This window comes from Nonomuraea wenchangensis (genome assembly GCF_900111685.1).
In the GTDB taxonomy this organism is placed as follows: Bacteria; Actinomycetota; Actinomycetes; order Streptosporangiales; family Streptosporangiaceae; genus Nonomuraea; species Nonomuraea wenchangensis.
Genome location: NZ_FOHX01000008.1, coordinates 134,727 through 152,461 on the forward strand (window position 1 = coordinate 134,727; position 17,735 = coordinate 152,461).

A 17,735-nucleotide genomic window follows, 5' to 3' on the forward strand; every position below is an offset into this window, starting at 1 on the left:
CCGCCGAGCTCGGGCTCAGGCAGCCGGCCGGCCCCCTGGGCGTAGGGAGCCGGTTCCGGAGACGGGAAGTTCAGGTGTCATGACCGGCTACTGCCATACCGCGGAGGCTCAGACTGCCGTACCGCAGAAGCTCAGGCGGGTGAGAGCAGTGCCCGTGCCGAGGGGACAAGGGGACAAGGGGACAAGGGGACGGGTGACGCGACTTGCGGCACAAGAAGAAGCTCGTGGTCAGCGGCGGTCCCGGAACGTTCGGCGCAGGTCGTCCACCCACTCTTCCGGAATCTCCCAGGGGATGAAGTGGCCGCCGTGATCGTGGACGGTGAGGTTGACGTGGTTGTACCAGGCGGCCCGGCCGCTTTCGAGGAAGTGCTGGACGCGCTGGTCGGTGGTGACGCCGGGCGGGTTCTCGTAGCCGACGAACGTGATGCCGGTCGGCGCCTCCACGGGTGGCCACCGTTCGTGGGAGGGGGTCCACGGGTAGCGGTTGTTGTTGGCGTACGTGCGGATGGACGTGCCGATCGAGTTCGTGACCCAGTAGATCATGGCGTGGGTGAGGAGGTCGTCCTTGGTGAAGACGGTCTCGACGTCGCCGCCGTTGTCGCTCCACTTGATCCAGCGTTCGAGGATCCAGGCGAGCAGTCCGGCGGGCGAGTCCGACAGCCCGTACGCCAACGTGCTCGGGGCCAGCACGTGCGCGGCCAGGTGCACGGCGAAGCGCCTGTCCAACGCCACGACCTGGGCGTGAACGTCGGCCGGCAGCCCTTCGGGGATGGGCCGGCCGCCGCTGAGGTCCCAGGCCCGGTCGCCGTTGAACATCGTCAGCATCTGGCCCGAGCCGATGTGGATGCCGTACAGCTCGGTGGCGTACTTGTGGCCGAGCTGCCCGCAGACCAGCGCGCCGACGTCGCAGCCGGCGGCGGCGTACCGGTCGTGGCCGAGGACGCCGGTCATGAGCGTGTGCCAGAGGTCGGCGACCTTCCAGAAGTTCATGTCCGGACGGGCGGGCAGCGGGCCGGAGAATCCGAATCCGGGAAAGGAAGGCACGATCACGTCGAACGCCTCGGCCGGGTCGCCGCCGTGAGCGCCCGGGTCGGCGAGCGGGTCCACGACCTTGGACATGTGCCAGAACGTCCACGGCCAGCCGTGGGTGAGGATCAGCGGCGTCGGGTTGGGGCCCACTCCGGGGCGGCGCATGAAGTGCACCGGTACGCCGTCAACGGTCACCCAGTAGTGCTCATAGGCGTTGATCGCGGCCTCGGCCTTGCGCCAGTCGTAGCCGGTGCGCCAGTAGTCGACGAGCTCACGCAGGTAGGCCGCGTTGACTCCGTAGTACCAATCCTCGTTGCCGGCGTCGGTGGGCCAGCGGGTGAGCTCCAGGCGGCGGCGCAGGTCGTCCAGGACGTCGTCGGGCACGTGGATCGGCGTGGGTTCCAAGGGGAACGGGCGGTTCCCGCGTGCGGCGGGCTCCGGTGTGGGCATGCTCATCTTCTCCTGTCCGGTACGTCGGGTTCGCCGGCGAGCCGCCTGTTCACCTCGCTCATGCGGGCCAGGGCGGGCAGGGCGGCTGCGATGGTCGCGCGCTCGGCGGGGGTGAGCTCGCCGGTGAGCTCTGCGAGATGCGCTCTGCGGTCGGCGCGCCGCCCGTGCACGATCGCGGTGCCGGCCGCGGTGACGTCGACGAGCACGGCGCGACGGTCCGACGGGTCCGGCCGGCGCTCCACCAGGCCGTCGCGTTCCAGCTTGGTGACCATCTGGGTGATGGCGGACTGGGTGACCTGCTCGCTCGAGGCCAGCTCGGTGAGACGTTTGGGGCCCTGCCCGGCCAGCGTGTGGAGCACCGACAGCGTGGTGAAGCTCAGCCGTTGCACGGCAGGCAGGCGGATGAACATCCGGGTGAACTCCTCCAGCACGGAGGTCAGATGGGCGACATCGAGCTCGCCGGGCTGCGGTGTGGACGGCACTGGAGGAGTGTATAAGAATCTTAATTAAGTTGCTGTTGTTTTTCTGTTCCCGTGGTGGCGCCGCCCTGATGGGAGGTGGGCGGCACAGGCTCGGCGCGCGGAGTCCAGTGCCGTTCCGAGGTAGGTGCCGGGTGCCGCCCTGGTGCGTGGGCTCAGCGCCATCTGGGTGCAGGTACGCGGCACGGGCCCTGGTGCGTGCGTGTGTGCTCAGCACCGCTTTGGCGCGCGGGCGGTGCACAGCACGGGCCCTGGCATGGGTGCGCGGCACGGGCCTGGCGCGGGTGTTCGGCGCCGCTTTGCGCGGGTGCGCAGCAAGGGCTCTGGCGGAGGTGCTCAGTACCGCTTTGCGCGGGTGCGCGGCACGGGCTCGGGCGCAGGTGTTCGGCGCCGCTTCGGTGCAGGTACTCGGCACGGCCCCTGGCGTGGGTGTGTGGTGCCGTCCGGGGCGGTGTGTGGCGATGCCTGGGGCGGTATGAGGCGGTGCCGGGGGCTGGGGCGGGTGTGGTGCCACCCGTCTATCGGGGTTGCTTCGGCGCCGAGACAGGCGGGTGACGCCGCCATTCCGCCTCACCCCGGCCCCCGGCGCGGTAGGGCGGTGGCGCTGTCAGTTCGTGCCGATGAACTGGTGGTCGGTGCGGATGCGGCCGTCGTCGTCCAGGGCCAGGAGGTCCAGGCCGCCGCCGGCGGTCTCGCCGGTGCTGGTCGACACCATCGACCAGCGTACGGCGATCAGGCCGGGCAGCAGCGCGAACGGCTCCCCCTCCGCCTGGAAGACGTGCTCCCCCGGCGCGACGAACATCTCGTAGGCCCGCCGCACCCTGGCGTCCAGGCCGTCGTGGCCACGCGCCTCCAGCGGCGGCACCGGGAACGCCAGCCTCGCCGCCTCCTCCCGGACCGCCTGCGGCGGATCGACCAGCACCTGGACGCCGTCGGGCGCCCACAGCTCCCGGATGAGGGCGGCGCGTCGGTCCGGGTCGGGTTCGTTCCACTGGGCGACGTAGCGGCCGGCCCATTCCTTGATCTCGATGAGGTTGCTCATGACCGGCAGTGTGCGCCGGACGAGTGCGGTGTCGCGATTCCCTGTAGGGAATCGCGCGACGGACGCCGTTCGGTATGAATGGGTTCATGACGGTGTCGGCCGAGCCCAACCACTTCGCTCATGAGCTGCGGCGCTGGCGTGCGCGTCGCCGCCTCAGTCAGCTCGACCTGGCCATCAGGACCGACACGACGCAGCGGCATCTGAGCTTCCTGGAGCAGGGGCGTTCGCGGCCGGGGCGGGCCATGGTGGTGCGGCTGGCGGAGTCGCTGGGCCTGTCACTGCGGGAGCGGAACACGTTCCTGCTGGCCGCCGGCTATGCGCCGGTCTACGCGGAGTCGTCGCTGGACGCGCCCGAGCTCGGCCCGGTACGCGAGGCGCTGGACCGCATCCTCGACGGCCATCTGCCCTGTCCTGCGGTCGTCGTGCGGCCGCACGGCCTGCTGGTCGCCGCCAATGCGGCCTTCGGGGTGTTGTGCGAGGGCGCGGCCCCGGAGCTGCTGAAACCCCCGGTCAACGTACTCCGCCTGGCGCTGCACCCTGACGGCATGGCCGGCCGGGTGGCGAACCTGGCCGAGTGGGGCCGCCACATCACCGGCAGCCTGCGTGATCAGCTCGACCGCAGCCCCGATCCGGAGCTGGAGGAGTTCGTCGCCGAGCTGGACGGCTATCTGCCCGGGCTGGGGGCGCCTTCCGGGCATCTCGGCTTCGCCGTGCCGCTGCGGCTGCGCGTCCCGGAGGGTGAGTTGCGGCTCATCACCACGCTGACGTCATTCGCGACGGCGGTGGATGTGACGCTGGCGGAGCTGCGGCTGGAGGCGTTCCTGCCCGCTGACGAGAGCTCAGCGCGCATCCTGCGGGAACGTGGCACGGCCCACTGATCGGGTCGGTCCGCTGATCGGGACGCACGTGTCGGCCGGTACGGTTCGTGCGTCGGTACGGGTTGTCAGTGGCGGCGGAGCTGGTGTGGGCTCGAACCCTCATGCCAGAAGTCGATGACCAGTTCGTCGCCCTCGACGTGGGTCCAGGCCACCTCGGTCAGCTCGATCCGGAACAGATGCGACCCCTCCTCCGGCTCCTCCAGTGCCGCGAGCAGGTCCGCTCCGGTGACCTCCACCGCGCGTCCCGCCAGCTTGACGTCGCCCTCCCAGGACGACGGGTCGTCGCCCTCGGGGGCGCGCGAGGTCACGTGGATGGCCATGCGCGGATCGCGCCGCAGGTCGAGGACCTTGACCGCGCCGCCCATCGACCCGATCCACAGCTCGCCGTTCTTCAACGTCGTCTCGGTGCCGCTGACCCGTGGCGAGCCGTCCTTGCGCAACGTGGCCAGCACCTTGTGCCGGTAGGCCTCCACCAGCCGGCGCGCGACCTCGCCCAGCTCGGGGGCCTGCCGCTCGAACTCCTGCCATGACGCCATGCCCGCCATCATGCCCGAAGCCTCCGACAGGACCGGGGCTCATCGCGTCGCGCGTCTCAGGGAAGGCTGGTCATGGGGCCCGGCTGCCGGGCGCGTGATGAGGAGGCCCGCCCGGCGCGGAGGGCGCTTTTCTGGATGCGGGTGGGGCCGGACGGGAGGTGGTTCGGTGTCGTGGCCGCCTGACCTGTTCGAGGACAGCGGCGTGATCTGGGGGCCGATGCTCGGGAAGTCCTCGGGTTCAGGTGTCCGGTCCCGGCCGTTCGCGGGCGGCGGCGAGGAGGGTGAGGGCGGCGGCGCGTGCCTCGGCGCCGGGGCCGCGTGTGTCGCGGTGGGCGGCGACGACGGTGGCGCCTTCGACCAGCATGAGGAGCTGACGGCCCAGCAGGCCGGGTTCGGCGGCTCCGGCGCGCTCCGCGATGCCGGTCAGCAGGGTGAGGTGGCGGCCCAGGTGGCGGGCGGTGATGGCGCGTACCTGCGGGACGTGGTGCTGGGCGGCGGCGTTGACCAGGGCGCAGCCGCGGAAGGCGGGCTCCTCGTACCAGTGCTGCAAGGCATCGAACACGGCGGCGAGCTGGGCGGCCGGTTCGTCGCCCGCCGCCGCGACGGCCGCCTCCACCCAGGCGATCACCCGGTCGCTGCGCGCCTCCAGCACCGCCTCCACCAGGCCGTCCTTGGTGCCGAAGTGGCGGTAGAGGGTCTCCTTGGACACGCCGAGGCGGGTGCACAGCTCGGCGACGCCGATGCCGTCGAGGCCGCGTTCGTACAGCAGGGCGGTGGCCGCCTGGAGGATGGCGGCGCGGGTGCGCGCGGGGTCGATGGTCGAGCCCTTGGGGACCGGCATGACTTGGATCGTACCGTTCGGTGCGATGACTGCTACGATCGCCGGATCGTACCGATCAGTTCGATCTATTCCAGGAGCGACCGTGACCGACATCGTCCTCGTCCCCGGCATGTGCCACGGCGGCTGGTGCTACGCCGACCTCGGCGCGGAGCTGCGCCGGCGGGGCCACCGGGTCCTGCCGATCACCCTCACCGGCGTCGCCGAGCGGGCCCACCTGCTCAGCGGCACCGTCAACCTGGACACCCACATCGAGGACCTGACCGCCCTGCTGGCCGCCGAGGACGTACGCGACGCGGTGCTGGCCGGGCACAGCTACGGCGGCATGGTCATCACCGGCGCCGCCGACCGGATGCCGGAGCGGGTGTCCGCGCTGGTCTACCTGGACGCGATGGTCCCCGGCGACGGCGACTCCTGCTGGGACCTGGCCTCGGAGAACGAGCGACGCTGGTACCTGGACGTCACCGGCGACGGCTGCGCCACCCGCCCCCTGCCGTTCTTCGACCCGCGCGCCACGCCGCACCCGCTGGCCTCGGTGCTCCAGCCGCTGCGCCTGACCGGCGGGCTGGAGCGGGTGCGGCGGCGGACGTACGCGTACGCGACCGGCTGGGACGGCCCGTCCCCCTTCACCACCACGTACGAACGGCTGCGCGAGGACCCCGCCTGGCGGGTGTTCGCCGTGGACGGCGGCCACAACCTGATGCGCGACGCCCCCGACGACCTGGTGCGGATCCTCACGGAATCGGCCGGACGGTAAGGCTCAGCGGGTGAGCAGGTCGCGCAGGGCCTTGGCGACCTCGGCAGGGGACTCCTCGGCCATGAAGTGGCCGCAGGTGACGGTCCGGTGGTCCAGATCGCCTGCCCAGGCCCGCCACAGGGCCGCCGCGTCGTAGCCGAGCGCGGCGCCCCAGTCCTGCTGCAGCACGGTGACCGGCATGGTCAGTCGCCTGCCCGCCGCCCGGTCGGCCCGGTCGTGCTCGGCGTCCACGCCGGCCGAGGCGCGGTAGTCGGCCACGATCGAGGGCACGGCGGCACGGCAGGCGTCCAGGTAGGCGGCCCGGACGCCGGGCGGGATCGCCTCCGCGTCGCCGGTCCACAGATCGAGGAAGTGGCCGAAGAAGGCGTCCGCGCTCGCCGCGATCATCGTCTCGGGGAGGCCGGGCGGCTGCGCCATCAGGTACAGGTGGAAGCCGACGGCCGCGTCCGCGCCACGCATCACCTCCCACATGTCGAGCGTGGGCAGGACGTCGAGGCAGGCCAGGTGGGTGACCGCGGCCGGGTGGTCGAGCCCGGCGCGGAAGGCGACCAGGGCGCCGCGATCGTGACCGGCCAGCGCGAAGCGCTCGTGCCCGAGCGCGCGGGCCAGCGCGACGACGTCGGCGGCCATGGTGCGCTTGCTGTAGGTGTCCGGCCCGGTCTCGGCGGGTTTGTCGCTGGCGCCGTAGCCGCGCAGATCGGGGCAGATCACCGTGTGGGCGGTGGCGAGGTCGGCCGCCACGTGCCGCCACATGAGGTGGGTCTGCGGGAAGCCGTGCAGCAGCACGACGGGGCTGCCGGAGCCGGCGACGGCCACGTTCAGCGCCACGTCGCCGGTCACCGGGACGCGGCGGTAGTCGAAGCCTGGGATCCGCATGAGGTTTCCTTTCCTTCGGGGTCGGCTCCCAGCCTGCCGGGCGGCGATGAGCATCCGATGAGCACGCTACGGTCGGAGAGGTGGGGGTGCGGTTCGGGGTGCTGGGGCCGGTGACGGCCTGGGACGACGCCGGGAACACGATCGACGTCAAGGGGCCACGGCACCGGGCGGTGCTGGCCCGGCTGATCGTCGCCCGCCGCCGCGTCGTACCCGTGGACCTGCTGGTGGCCGACCTGTGGGAGGACGGCGACCCGCCGCGGGGCGCGGTGAGCGCGGTGCGGACGTTCGTGGCGGCGCTGCGCCGCGCCCTGGAGCCGGACCGGCCGCCCCGCGCCGCGCCCCGGCTGCTGGTCACCGAGGGCCCCGGGTACGCGCTGCGCGCCGCGGCAGGCGCCGTGGACGCCTGGCGGTTCGAGCAGGCGGTGACGGACTCCGGCACGCTGCCGCCACGGGAGGCGCTGGAGCGGCTGGAGGAGGCGCTGGGCTGGTGGCGAGGACCGGCGTACGCCGAGTTCGCCGGGCAGGAGTGGGCGCGGGCCGAACGTTCACGGCTGACGGAGCTGCGGCTGCACGCCGTCGAACGGCGGGCCGAGGCGCGCCTGGCCGTGCGCCCGGCCGCCGAGGCGGTGCCCGACCTGGACGCGCACGTGGCCGAGCACCCCTGGCGGGAGGACGGCTGGCGGCTGCTGGCGCTGGCGCTGTACCGGGCGGGGCGGCAGGGGGACGCGCTGGCGGTGCTGCGGCGGGCGCGGGCACTGCTGGTCGAGGAGCTGGGCGTGGACCCGGGCCCGGCGCTGCGCAGGCTGGAGTCCGACATCCTGCGTCAGGCCCCGCATCTCGACCCCGCCGCTTCCGGTACGGCCGACGCGGTGTGGGCCCAGGCGGCCGCCGCCTACGACCGCAGCGCACCGCCGGGAGCGCGGGCGCGGCTGGAGTCGACCGTGAACCTCATGCGCGACCTGGCCGTCACCGGCGGCGCGGGGCTGGAGGCGGCCGGCCGGCACCGGGCGGCGGCCGTCGCGGCGGCCGAGGAGCTGGGCGACGCCGAGCTGACCGCGCGGGTGATCGGGGCGTTCGACGTACCGGCGATCTGGACCCGGTCCGACGACCCCGCGCGTGCGGCGCGGGTGGTGGCGGCGGCCGAACGCACCCTCGCCGCGCTGCCCCCGGACGGCACCAGGGCGCGGCAGGCGACGCGGGCGCGGCTGCTGGCCACCGTCGGGCTGGAGTCGCGGGGCGGGCACGGGCCGCGCGGCCCTGAGGCGGCGCGGCAGGCCGAGCGGCTGGCCCGCGACCTGGACGATCCCGCGCTGCTGGCCTTCGCGCTCAACGCCGTCTTCATGCAGAGCTTCGAACGGGCGGGCCTGGCCGGGCGGCGGGACGCGATCGGCGCGGAGCTGGTCGCCTTGTCGGGACGGCACGGGCTGGACACCTTCGAGGTGCTCGGCCATCTCGTCCGGCTGCAGGCCCGCTGCGCCCTGGGCGACTTCCTGGCGGCCGACGAGCACGCCGCCGCGGCCGGGCGGCTGGCCGAGCGGCACGAACGGCCGCTGGTGGGCGTGTTCACCGGCTGGTACCGGGCGCTGCGCCTGGACGTGACGGGCGCGCCGCCCGGCCCCGGCTCCACACCTCACCGCCCACCCGGCGCAGGGGGGCAGGCGGCTGCGGACGAGGTGGAAGTGGCCTATCGGGAGGCGGCCGGGCTGCTGGTGGGGGCCGGGATGCCGGGTCTGGAGCGAGGGCTCGCGGCGTTGGCGCTGCTCTGCGCGCGGGTGCGGCGCGGCCTGCCGCCCCCGGCCGGGGACGCCGATTACGGCCCGTACGAGCCCTGGGTCCGTCCCCTGATCCTGGCCGCCGCGGGACGCGCGGGCCCGGCCGCGGCGGCGCTGGAGGAGGTGCCGGACCCGCCGCGCGACCTGCTGCTGGAAGCCATGTGGTGCCTGGTGGCGCGGGCGGCGGTCGGCACCGGCCACCGGGAGGCGGCGCGGCGGGCCCACGACGCCCTGGCCCCGGCGGCCGGCGAGCTGGCGGGCGCGGGCAGCGGCCTGCTCACCTTGGGGCCGGTCTCCGATCACCTGGCCGCGCTCACGCGCGTATCCAGGCAGGGGCGGGCCGGTTAGGGTGGAAGATCTCCGGCGAAGGGACGCTGCGATGGCGGCCAGGACCGTGATCGTCACCGGGGCCAGCGACGGCATCGGCCGCGCCGCCGCCCGCATCCTGCACGAGCGCGGCGCGCGGGTCGTGCTCGTCGGGCGTTCACCGGGCAAGACCGAGGCGCTGGCCGGAGAACTCGGCGCCGACTTCCACGTCGCCGACTTCGCCCGGCTGGCCGAGGTGCGGGCGCTGGCGGAGACGCTGCTGGAACGCCACCCGGTCATCGACGTGCTGGCCAACAACGCCGGCGGCATCATGGGCTCGCGCCGCGTGACGGCCGACGGCCACGAGAGCACCTTCCAGGTCAACCATCTGGCGCCGTTCCTGCTCACCACGCTGCTCCTGCCGCGCCTGGCGGACAGCGGCGCCACGGTGATCAACACCTCCAGCGCGCTCAACCTGAGCGCCCGCCTCGACCTCGACGACCTCGACGCCGAACGCCGCTACTCCGGCACCCGCGCCTACTCCGGCTCCAAGCTGGCCAACATCCTGTTCACCCGTGAGCTGCAACGCCGCCACGGGGCCGCCGGGATCAGCGCGGCCTCCTTCCATCCCGGAGTGGTCGCCACGAACTTCGCCGACGGCACCGACAGCGTGGCCCGGCTGACCTACCGTTCGCCGCTCAAGCGGCTGATGCTCACGCCCGAGCAGGGCGCCGACACCCTCGTCTGGCTGGCCACCACACCCCCGGGCGAAGGCTGGGAGCCCGGCGGCCACTACGCGAAACGCCGGCCCGCGCCCACCCACCGCCTGGCCGGCGACCCGGAGGCGGCGCGGCTGCTGTGGGAGCGCAGCGAGGCGATGCTCGCCGCCGACCCCGCTCAAGGGGCGTAGGTAACGCGGCCCAGTGCGAGGGTCGTCTCCGCGCTCTGCACGCCGGTCAGCCCACCGAGCCGCTCGCTGAGCTAGGAGTACAGGTCGCCGGTGAAGCGGCAGAGCACCAGCACCGCGAGGTTGGCCCCGGCCCGTGACGGCGGCGGCGAACCGCACCTCACCGTGCCCCGCCACCGCCTGCCCGGCCTCGGCGAGCGCGTACGGGGCGCAGGTCAGCCAGCACATCGCCTCGACGCCCTGGCCGAGCGGCTCGCGGGGACGAAGGCGTTCTGGACCCACGACAGCTCGGGGGTGGTGGCGTCCAGCGCCCGCTGGATCGCCGGCAGGCTCACCGCGACGGTGGTCACCGGCAGGTAGGCGGCGAAGACCCCCGCGCAGGCCAGCGCGATCGCGGCGGTACGCGGGCGTGCCGAACCCGGCGCCCGGCTCCGTCACCTTGCCCCGGTCACCGCGCCCGCCGCCAGCCGACTCCTCCCGTGCCGCCGACATCCGACTTTGACGGTCCCGCGGACAGCGAGATCCGACGTCCTCCCCCGTCGGGAATGCCGGCGGCCCCGCGTGGGTTACACGGCGCAAGAAGTTGAAATTTCAACCTGAGAGGTGTGTCATGCCCGCCGTCACCGCAGACACCCTGACGCTCCCACGCGTCGCCACCCCCGACCCGGCCGCCGCCAGGCCGCGCCCCGTGCGCTCGGTGACGACCGCGCCCACCGGCTACGAGGGCGAGGGCTTCCCCGTCAGGCGCGCCTTCGCCGGCGTGCCCCAGTCGCTGCTCGACCCCTTCATCCACATGGACCAGATGGGCGAGGTCGAGTACGCCCCCGGCGAGCCGAAGGGCACACCCTGGCACCCGCACCGCGGCTTCGAGACCGTCACCTACATCATCGACGGCATCTTCGAGCACCAGGACTCCGCCGGCGGCGGCGGCACGATCACCGACGGCGACACCCAGTGGATGACCGCCGGCAGCGGCCTGCTCCACATCGAGAAGCCGCCCGAGCACCTGGTCGTCTCCGGCGGGCTGTTCCACGGCGTCCAGCTGTGGGTCAACCTGCCCCGCGCCCACAAGTTCCACCTCCCCCGCTACCAGGACATCCGCGGCCGGCAGTCGGCGCTGCTGGCCTCCGCCGACGGTGGCACGCTGCTGCGCGTCATCGCCGGAGAGCTGGACGGCCACCCCGGCCCCGGCGTCACCTTCACCCCGATCACGATGGTGCACGCCACCCTCAGCCCCGGCGCGCGGCTGGACCTGCCGTGGAACCCCGGCTTCAACGCCCTGGCGTACGTGCTCGCCGGCCACGGCACCGCCGGCGCCGAGCGACGCCCGATCACGAAGGGACAACTGACCGTCTTCGGCGCGGGCGACTCGCTCACCCTCGCCGCCGACCCCACCCAGCCGCAGGCCGAGCCCAACCTGGAGGTGCTGCTGCTCGGCGGGCAGCCCATCCGCGAACCCGTCGTCCACTACGGGCCGTTCGTCATGAACACCCGCGCCGAGATCGTCCAGGCCATGGAGGACTACCAGGCCGGCCGCCTCGGCGTCGTCCCCGCCGCCCGCCTCCCCCACACCAGCCAGGGAAAGGAGTGACCATGCTCGCCGAGACCTACGCGCGCGGGCGCATGTTCTTCCAGCTCAAGGACTACATCGAGGCCGCCCGCCAGCTCGCCGGCGTCGTCGCCGAAGCGCCGGACGACGTGGGCGCCCGGCTGCTGCTGGCCCGCGCCTACTACCACTCCGCCCAGCTCGGGCGGGCCGAGGCCGAGCTGCGGCAGGTCATCGAGCGCGACCCGGCCGAGGCGTACGCGTACCTGCTGCTCGGCCGGACGCTCGAGCGCCGCAGCCGCCCGCAGGAGGCGGCGCCGTACCTGCGGCTGCACGCCGCCATGACGGGCGCCGACTGAACCCACCACCCGGACGCGCGGGCCACCGGCCCCGCGTCCGGGACCCGGCCGGCGCGGCCCGTCAGCCGATCAGGCCGCCGAGCCGCCCCTCCAACATGAGCAGCAACTCCCCCAGCAGCCCGGCCAGCTCACGCTCCCGCCCCGGGGCCAGCCCCGCCAGCAACGCGTTCTCGTACGCCAGCTGCTCCGGCACCAGCTCCAGGACGAACTCCCGCCCGCGCTCGGTGAGCGACAGATGCGCCACCCGGCGATCCCGCTCGTCCACCCGCCGCGACACCAGCCCCAGCTGCTCCAGCCGCCGCACCCGCTTGGTCACCGCCGCCCCCGACGCGAACGTCTCCCGCGCCAGCCGCCCCGGCGTCAGCTCGCCGCCGACCCGCAGCAGCGCGCACAGCAGGTCGTACTCGGCCCGGTTGACCCCCGCCCGGCCCAGCGGCGCGTCCGTCGCCTGCTGCAGCAGCGCCGCGCACCGGTTGAGCCGGCCGATGACGGCGATCGCGTCGAGGTCGGCGTCGGGAAGGACCTGCCGCCACTGGCGCAGCGCGACCGCCACGGCGTCCTCCACCTGCCCGCCCTTCCTGTCGATCCCCGCCGGCTCGACCCCGCCGACGGACTGATCGTACGCGCCCCGCGTCACCGTCACCGCCTCCCGTCGGGACCGGCGGTCAGCTCGGCCAGACGACGGTGACCCGCCCGCTCGGCCGCCACGATCCGCTCCTCCGGCAGCGCCGCCCCGCGCCACTCCCCCGCCGCCAGGTCGGCCGCCTCACGCAACCCCACCAACGCCGCGCGCAGCCGGTCGGCCGCCGGACGAGGCTCGGCCACCAGCCGCTCCAGCCGTTCCAGCCCGTCGTGGACGCGCCCGGCGGCCCGCCGATCGCGCAGCACCACGCACGCCACCAACCCGGCCATCGCGCCCAGGCACGTGTCCAGCCACCGATCGGCCACCAGCACCGGCACCGGCTGCGTCCCCGCGAACTGCGTCATCAGGATCGCCGTCGGCGTCACGAACACGCTCCCCAGCCAGTAGTTCCGCGTCATCGCCCGCTCCGTCACGAACTGCAGCGCCAGCACCGTCACCAGCAGCGCCACCGCACCCAGCCGCGTCACCGGCGCCAGCACCGTGAACAGCGCCACCCCGAGCAGGTTGCCCACCACCCGCTGCACCGCCCGGCTCCACGACATGGCCGTGCTGGCCGCGAACACCGACGCCGCCGTCACCACCGCCCAGTACGGCCGCCCGACCCCGAACGCCATCGACCCCCACCCGGCCGCCGCCGAGCCGGCGAACACCATCACCACGACCCGCCACCGGCCCGCGACGTCCCGCGCCAGCCCCCGCAGCCCACGCCCGGCGCTCTCCTCGGCGGCGATCCCGGCCAGCTCCGCCCGCTCGGCCGCCGCGGTGCTCCGGTCACCGGCCGGCGGCACGGGCACCGGCCGCCCCTCTCGCAGCTCGCGCGCCCAGCCGCGCAGCGCCTCGGGCCCGGCGCCGCCGCTCACGCCCGACTCCGCCCGTACCAGCAGGCCGCGCAGCTCCTCACGGCCCGCGCCCGCGCGCAGCAGCGTCTGCCAGGCGGCGTTCACCGCCGCCGCGGCCGCGTGCCGCGCCTCACGAACGCCGTCCGTCCCGTCCTGCCGGGCGCGGAGCAGGCGCGCGGTCGCCTCCAGGGCGCGGGCCACCGCCACCCGCTCCGGCCCGTCCCGCCGGACCAGCCACGGCGCCATCCCCACCGCCCAGGCCACGACCCCACCCAGCACTCCCACCCCCACGTGCAGCGGCACGTCGGCGAGTCGCTGCGGTACGAACGCCGCGCTCGCCGCCAGGAAGGTGAGCACCACGTTGCCCGGCGGGCCGATGCGCGTGGCGTCGCACACCGCCTTGTGCAGCCCCGCGAGCACCGCCGCCACCGCCACCCGTACGGCCACGGCGTCGGTGAGCGCGGCGGTCACCAGCGCGATCCCCACGCCGGCCAGCATCCCGGCCACGACCCACGCCAGCGCCCCGGCCCGCGCCCGGTAGGGCAGGCCGTGACCGTAGAGGGCGCACATGGCGCCGGCGGCGCCGTACAGGACCAGGTCCAGCCGCCCCGCCGCCACCAGCGGCCCCAGCACCACGAGCAGCGCGACGACCGAGCTGAACGCGGGCTTGTGCCAGACGTCGCCGAGCGGCGCCAGCCGCAACGCGGACAGGACCGGCAGACGGACGGCGAAGGCAGGAGAACGCATCCCATAAGTTTAGCGGATGTTTCACTAGTAAAATAACCATCGCTGAAGCGGACAGGACGTGGCCTCCACTCCCGGCACAATGAACCCATGCCGAAGACGTCCGCGCGCCTGCTCTCCCTCCTCACCCTGCTCCAGACCCGCCGCGACTGGCCGGGAGCGCTGCTCGCCGAACGCCTCGACGTCAGCCCTCGCACCGTCCGCCGCGACGTCGACCGCCTGCGCGAACTCGGCTACCCCATCACCGCCGCCAAAGGACCCGACGGCGGCTACCGCCTCACCCCCGGCACCGACCTGCCCCCGCTCCTCTTCGACGACGACCAGGCCGTGGCCCTCGCCATCGCCCTCCACCACGCCACCGCCACCGGCGCCGACATCGCCGAAGGCGCCGCCCGCGCCCTCACCACCGTCCGGCAGGTCATGCCCGCCCGCCTGCGCCACCGCATCGACGCCCTCCACGTCACCACCGTCGAACCCCCCACCACCCGGCCACCCGCGCGAGCGGGCAGCGCCCTCCTCATGACCATCAGCGCGGCCGTCCACGCCCGCGAGATCCTCCGCTTCGACTACGGCCCCGGCACCGAGGACGACGCCCCGCCGCGCCGGGTCGAGCCCCACCACCTCCTCACCTGGCGCGGGCGCTGGTATCTCCTCGCCTGGGACCTCGACCGCCACGACTGGCGCACCTTCCGCGCCGACCGGATCACCCCGAAGATCCCGACCGGCCCCCGTTTCACCCCACGCGAACCGCCCATGGGCGACGTGGCCACCTTCATCGCCGCCCGCTTCCGCGGCTCCGACCCCGACGCCGGCACCGCCGACTGGCCCTGCCAGGGCGAGGTCATCCTCCACCTGCCCGCCGCCGACGTGGCCCCCTATCTCCGTGACGGCATCGTCGAGGAACTCGGGCCCGGCCGCTGCCGGCTGGTCCTCGGCTCCTGGTCGTGGCACGGCCTGGCCGCCGGGCTCGGCAGGTTCGACGCCGACATCGAGGTCGTCGGCCCGCCGGAGCTCAGGGACGCCTTCGAGCGTCTTGCTCGCCGCTATGCCAAGGCTGCCCTGGGCTGATTCGTCGCCAGCGGCCCAGCGCCTTTACATTGTAGATTCCTGGACCAGCCTCTGGAGCCGCCTCGCCTCCTGGACCAGGCGCGACGAGCCCTTGCGGGCCGCGATCGCCGCCACCTCCGGCAGGTCCGCGCGCACCCGCCCGATCCTCGCCGCCCGCGCACCCGCCGCGAGCAGGTCCGCCAGCCCGGCACGCGGCCGTTCGCCCTCTCCTGGCAGCAGCCCGGGAAGCAGCCGCACCACCACCTCCCACACGGCCTCGTGCGCGCCCGCCTGCGTCGCGTCGTCGAGCACCGCGACCACCCGGTTCAGCTTGACGTAGTCGCCCTTGACCAGCTTCGTGACCACCTTGGCCAGCTCGGCGGCCGGGACCTCGCCGCGCGCGGCCAGCGTGAGCAGCGCGTCGGCCGCCGCCGCCCGCCCGGCCGCCTGGGCCTGCCCCATGCCGCAGGCCAACGCGTACGCCAGGCCCGTGCCGAGCGGCCCCTCGCCGTGGACGAGATCCACCAGCACGCGCGCGTCGCTGTCCGTGCCCTCGGTGCCGTGCCAGAGCGGGGTCACCAGGTGGGCGGCCACCACGTCGCGGTGCGAGGGCATGACCAGCGGCCACCAGTCCGTCGACCGCGAGTGGGCCGCCCCTGTCTCCAGCAACTCCCGGACGCGCCCCGGCGTGCCGCCAGCGCCGATGGTGGCCATCAGCCAGGACCCGCGACCCCGGCCGACCGTCACCTCGGGATCGCCGAGGTGGTCCCCCCGCATCCAGGCGGCGCACGCCCGGCCCGCCTCCGACACGAGCCGCCCCGCGCGGGCGACGTCGGCGGCGGCGACCTCACGGGGCAGGCGGAGCAGGGCCTGGGTCAGGTCGGCGGGCAGCGCCTCCACCCCATCGGCCTCCAGGCGCTCCAGCCGGTCCAGCAGCACGCCGGGCGCCACATGGCCGGTGACCGCCGTCGGGGTCGCCAGGACGACCGGGTAACGACCGCCGTCCGTGTAGCGGCCGGCCAGCTCCACGCACCGGCGCACCGGCGGCTCGTCGAGCACGGCCCGGGAGCTCGGCCACTGGCTGCGCCGCGAGGTCAGCGACCTGCTGGCCGCCGGCGCGGCGAAGGCCAGGAACGCCCGCCGCAGCGCGTAGCCGGCGTGCCCGCCGAACCCGTACTCCCAGTGACCGAAGAAGCTCGCGTCGAGCGGCTCGGTCCAGGGGCGCAGCGCCGCGCGCAGCCCCTCCGGATCGCGTTCGGACCAGGTCGCGAGCCCCGCCAGCAGCGCCTCGAACGTGTGCGGGTCCTCGTCGGAGAGAAAGACGTCAAGGCCGCGCGCCAGCTCCTCCGCCGACCCGTACGGCGCCGGCAGCCGCCGCCCGTCCACCGCCGCCGCCAGCGGCACCACCTCCGGCTCGTCGGCGTCGATGGCGCCTCCGTACCCGGCGGCGATCTTCTCCCGCAGGTCGGCGGGCAAGCCCGCGGCGGCGCGGACCTCCGCGCGTGCCCCGGGGTCCGCGTGCGGCGCCAGCCGCACCGCGAGCCGCACGGCCCGCTCCTGCAGCGCCAGGGAGTTCTGGGCGAACAGCACCGTCATCGCCCGCAGCACCGCCCCCGTCCGGCCACCGTCGCGCCGCACCGCGTCGCCCGCCCACGCGACCATGCCCCGCAGCAGCTTCTTCTCCGGCCGGAACACCAGCGCCTCCAGCGCCTCGGTGAACGACTCCTCGCTCAGCCGCCCGGCCTCCTCCAGCCGCCGGAGCTGCGCCAGCGCCAGATCGGCCACCGCGACCGGCCCGGCGGGCAGCAGCGCCACGTAGTCCTCGGCGTGCCGGGCGATCTCGTCGAGATCGGGGCCGAGCCGGTCGTGCAGGCCCGCCGGCGCCGGCAGCGCGGCCGGGCCGTCGCGCAGCAGCCTCCTGACCAGCCCGTCGAGCACGGCCGTCCGCTCCAGCAGCCCGGCCTCGACCAGGCGGACGACGTTGTCGTTGACGTCCCACGGCGGCAGCGTGGCGAGCCCGTCGATCTCGAACAGCGTCGACCCGTACGCGGCCAGCAGCGGATCGCCCGCCGCCCGGTCCGGCTCCAGCGTGCGCAACCAGCCGGTCTTGAAGACGTCGGCGTCCTGCGGCGGCTCGACGCCCGTCTCGCGGACGAGCTCGGCCGCCAACCGCCACGTCCAGCCGTCCGCGAGCCGCAACCGCCGGGCCAGGCGCACGGCCAGGTCGGCACGCCAGTCGTCGGGCCGGGCGCGCAGCACCTCCAGCACGCGCGGAACGCATCTCCGCTCGTTGAGGTCGCGGAAGTCGCGCCGTAGCAGCCACGACGCCACCGCCGACGCCCCGCCGACGACGCCGGCGCCCGTCAGCAGCAGCGGCGACAGCTCCTGACGCCGGTCCCACGAGGAGATCCCGGCGGCGCGCCGGCGGGCGAGGTGCCTGGCCGGCTCCGCGGCCACCGAACGGCGTTCGGCCGGGGTCAGCTCGCCGACGCGGCGCATCGTGCCGTCCACGTCGCCGACCTGTACGAGCTTGAGCAGGTCGTCCCAGGTGCTCATGCGGGAACCTCCGATCCGTGACGGCTGATCATGAGCGGGGACGTTAGCGGGAGTCTCCGACAGTTCCCGGCTGCCGGTGATCTTGCCGTCCGACGACCTTCTGGGGCAGGGTGACAACAGCGGGCAGAACG

Annotated in this window: 17 protein-coding genes; 8 read left to right on the forward strand and 9 right to left on the reverse strand. The window is 74.5% G+C overall.

Annotated elements, in window-relative coordinates:
* Positions 1-228: 228 nt before the first annotated feature.
* The 3 genes from BMW85_RS24835 to BMW85_RS24845 form a co-directional block, all read right to left on the reverse strand.
* The gene (locus BMW85_RS24835) at positions 229-1,479 is read right to left on the reverse strand and encodes an epoxide hydrolase family protein (protein WP_091085706.1); all 1,251 of its coding nucleotides are present in this window, start codon (positions 1,477-1,479) and stop codon (positions 229-231) included.
* A 2-nt stretch (positions 1,480-1,481) separates the two neighbouring features.
* Positions 1,482-1,961 (reverse strand): MarR family winged helix-turn-helix transcriptional regulator, encoded by a 480-nt coding sequence (locus tag BMW85_RS24840; RefSeq protein WP_091085710.1) that lies wholly within the window; start codon positions 1,959-1,961, stop codon positions 1,482-1,484.
* Between the two features lie 604 nt (positions 1,962-2,565).
* Positions 2,566-3,000, reverse strand: a complete 435-nt coding sequence (locus BMW85_RS24845) for a hypothetical protein (RefSeq protein ID WP_091085712.1) — start codon at positions 2,998-3,000, stop codon at positions 2,566-2,568.
* Between the two features lie 86 nt (positions 3,001-3,086).
* On the opposite strand from BMW85_RS24845, the gene BMW85_RS24850 reads away from it, so the two are divergent.
* Positions 3,087-3,878, forward strand: a complete 792-nt coding sequence (locus BMW85_RS24850; RefSeq protein ID WP_091085713.1) for an MmyB family transcriptional regulator — start codon at positions 3,087-3,089, stop codon at positions 3,876-3,878.
* 65 nt (positions 3,879-3,943) lie between these two features.
* Here the strand turns inward: BMW85_RS24850 and BMW85_RS24855 are convergent, their stop codons facing one another.
* Together BMW85_RS24855 and BMW85_RS24860 are read right to left on the reverse strand one after the other, a co-directional pair.
* Positions 3,944-4,414, reverse strand: a complete 471-nt coding sequence (locus BMW85_RS24855; protein WP_091086335.1) for a pyridoxamine 5'-phosphate oxidase family protein — start codon at positions 4,412-4,414, stop codon at positions 3,944-3,946.
* 238 nt (positions 4,415-4,652) lie between these two features.
* On the reverse strand, positions 4,653-5,255 hold the full coding sequence (locus tag BMW85_RS24860) for a TetR/AcrR family transcriptional regulator (RefSeq protein ID WP_091085716.1): 603 nt from the start codon (positions 5,253-5,255) through the stop codon (positions 4,653-4,655).
* 82 nt (positions 5,256-5,337) lie between these two features.
* Here BMW85_RS24860 and BMW85_RS24865 point away from each other — a divergent pair, with 82 nt between their 5' ends.
* The gene (locus BMW85_RS24865) at positions 5,338-6,009 is read left to right on the forward strand and encodes an alpha/beta fold hydrolase (protein WP_091085720.1); all 672 of its coding nucleotides are present in this window, start codon (positions 5,338-5,340) and stop codon (positions 6,007-6,009) included.
* Between the two features lie 3 nt (positions 6,010-6,012).
* Here the strand turns inward: BMW85_RS24865 and BMW85_RS24870 are convergent, their stop codons facing one another.
* Positions 6,013-6,885, reverse strand: coding sequence for an alpha/beta fold hydrolase (locus BMW85_RS24870; RefSeq protein WP_091085723.1), 873 nt, complete (start codon positions 6,883-6,885; stop codon positions 6,013-6,015).
* An 80-nt stretch (positions 6,886-6,965) separates the two neighbouring features.
* Between BMW85_RS24870 and BMW85_RS24875 the strand changes: the two genes are divergently transcribed.
* From BMW85_RS24875 to BMW85_RS24890, 5 genes are all read left to right on the forward strand, one after another.
* The gene (locus tag BMW85_RS24875; protein ID WP_091085726.1) at positions 6,966-9,005 is read left to right on the forward strand and encodes an AfsR/SARP family transcriptional regulator; all 2,040 of its coding nucleotides are present in this window, start codon (positions 6,966-6,968) and stop codon (positions 9,003-9,005) included.
* Positions 9,006-9,036: 31 nt separating this feature from the next.
* Positions 9,037-9,873 carry an SDR family NAD(P)-dependent oxidoreductase gene (locus tag BMW85_RS24880; protein WP_091085729.1) on the forward strand — a complete coding sequence of 279 codons (837 nt, stop codon included), beginning with the start codon at positions 9,037-9,039 and terminating at the stop codon, positions 9,871-9,873.
* A 90-nt stretch (positions 9,874-9,963) separates the two neighbouring features.
* Positions 9,964-10,230 (forward strand): hypothetical protein, encoded by a 267-nt coding sequence (locus BMW85_RS49695; RefSeq protein ID WP_177240868.1) that lies wholly within the window; start codon positions 9,964-9,966, stop codon positions 10,228-10,230.
* 250 nt (positions 10,231-10,480) lie between these two features.
* On the forward strand, positions 10,481-11,461 hold the full coding sequence (locus BMW85_RS24885; RefSeq protein WP_091085732.1) for a pirin family protein: 981 nt from the start codon (positions 10,481-10,483) through the stop codon (positions 11,459-11,461).
* 2 nt (positions 11,462-11,463) lie between these two features.
* Positions 11,464-11,775, forward strand: coding sequence for a tetratricopeptide repeat protein (locus BMW85_RS24890; protein WP_091085734.1), 312 nt, complete (start codon positions 11,464-11,466; stop codon positions 11,773-11,775).
* Between the two features lie 61 nt (positions 11,776-11,836).
* Here BMW85_RS24890 and BMW85_RS24895 read toward each other — a convergent pair whose 3' ends face one another.
* Together BMW85_RS24895 and BMW85_RS24900 are read right to left on the reverse strand one after the other, a co-directional pair.
* Positions 11,837-12,418 carry a MarR family winged helix-turn-helix transcriptional regulator gene (locus BMW85_RS24895; RefSeq protein ID WP_177240869.1) on the reverse strand — a complete coding sequence of 194 codons (582 nt, stop codon included), beginning with the start codon at positions 12,416-12,418 and terminating at the stop codon, positions 11,837-11,839.
* Positions 12,415-14,004, reverse strand: coding sequence for an FUSC family protein (locus BMW85_RS24900; RefSeq protein WP_091085736.1), 1,590 nt, complete (start codon positions 14,002-14,004; stop codon positions 12,415-12,417). Before BMW85_RS24900 ends, BMW85_RS24895 begins: the two co-directional genes overlap by 4 nt.
* Positions 14,005-14,091: 87 nt before the next feature.
* Between BMW85_RS24900 and BMW85_RS24905 the strand changes: the two genes are divergently transcribed.
* Positions 14,092-15,069 (forward strand): helix-turn-helix transcriptional regulator, encoded by a 978-nt coding sequence (locus BMW85_RS24905; RefSeq protein ID WP_091085739.1) that lies wholly within the window; start codon positions 14,092-14,094, stop codon positions 15,067-15,069.
* A gap of 24 nt (positions 15,070-15,093) precedes the next feature.
* Here the strand turns inward: BMW85_RS24905 and BMW85_RS24910 are convergent, their stop codons facing one another.
* Positions 15,094-17,604, reverse strand: coding sequence for a DUF7825 domain-containing protein (locus tag BMW85_RS24910; protein WP_091085742.1), 2,511 nt, complete (start codon positions 17,602-17,604; stop codon positions 15,094-15,096).
* Positions 17,605-17,735 lie beyond the last annotated feature (131 nt).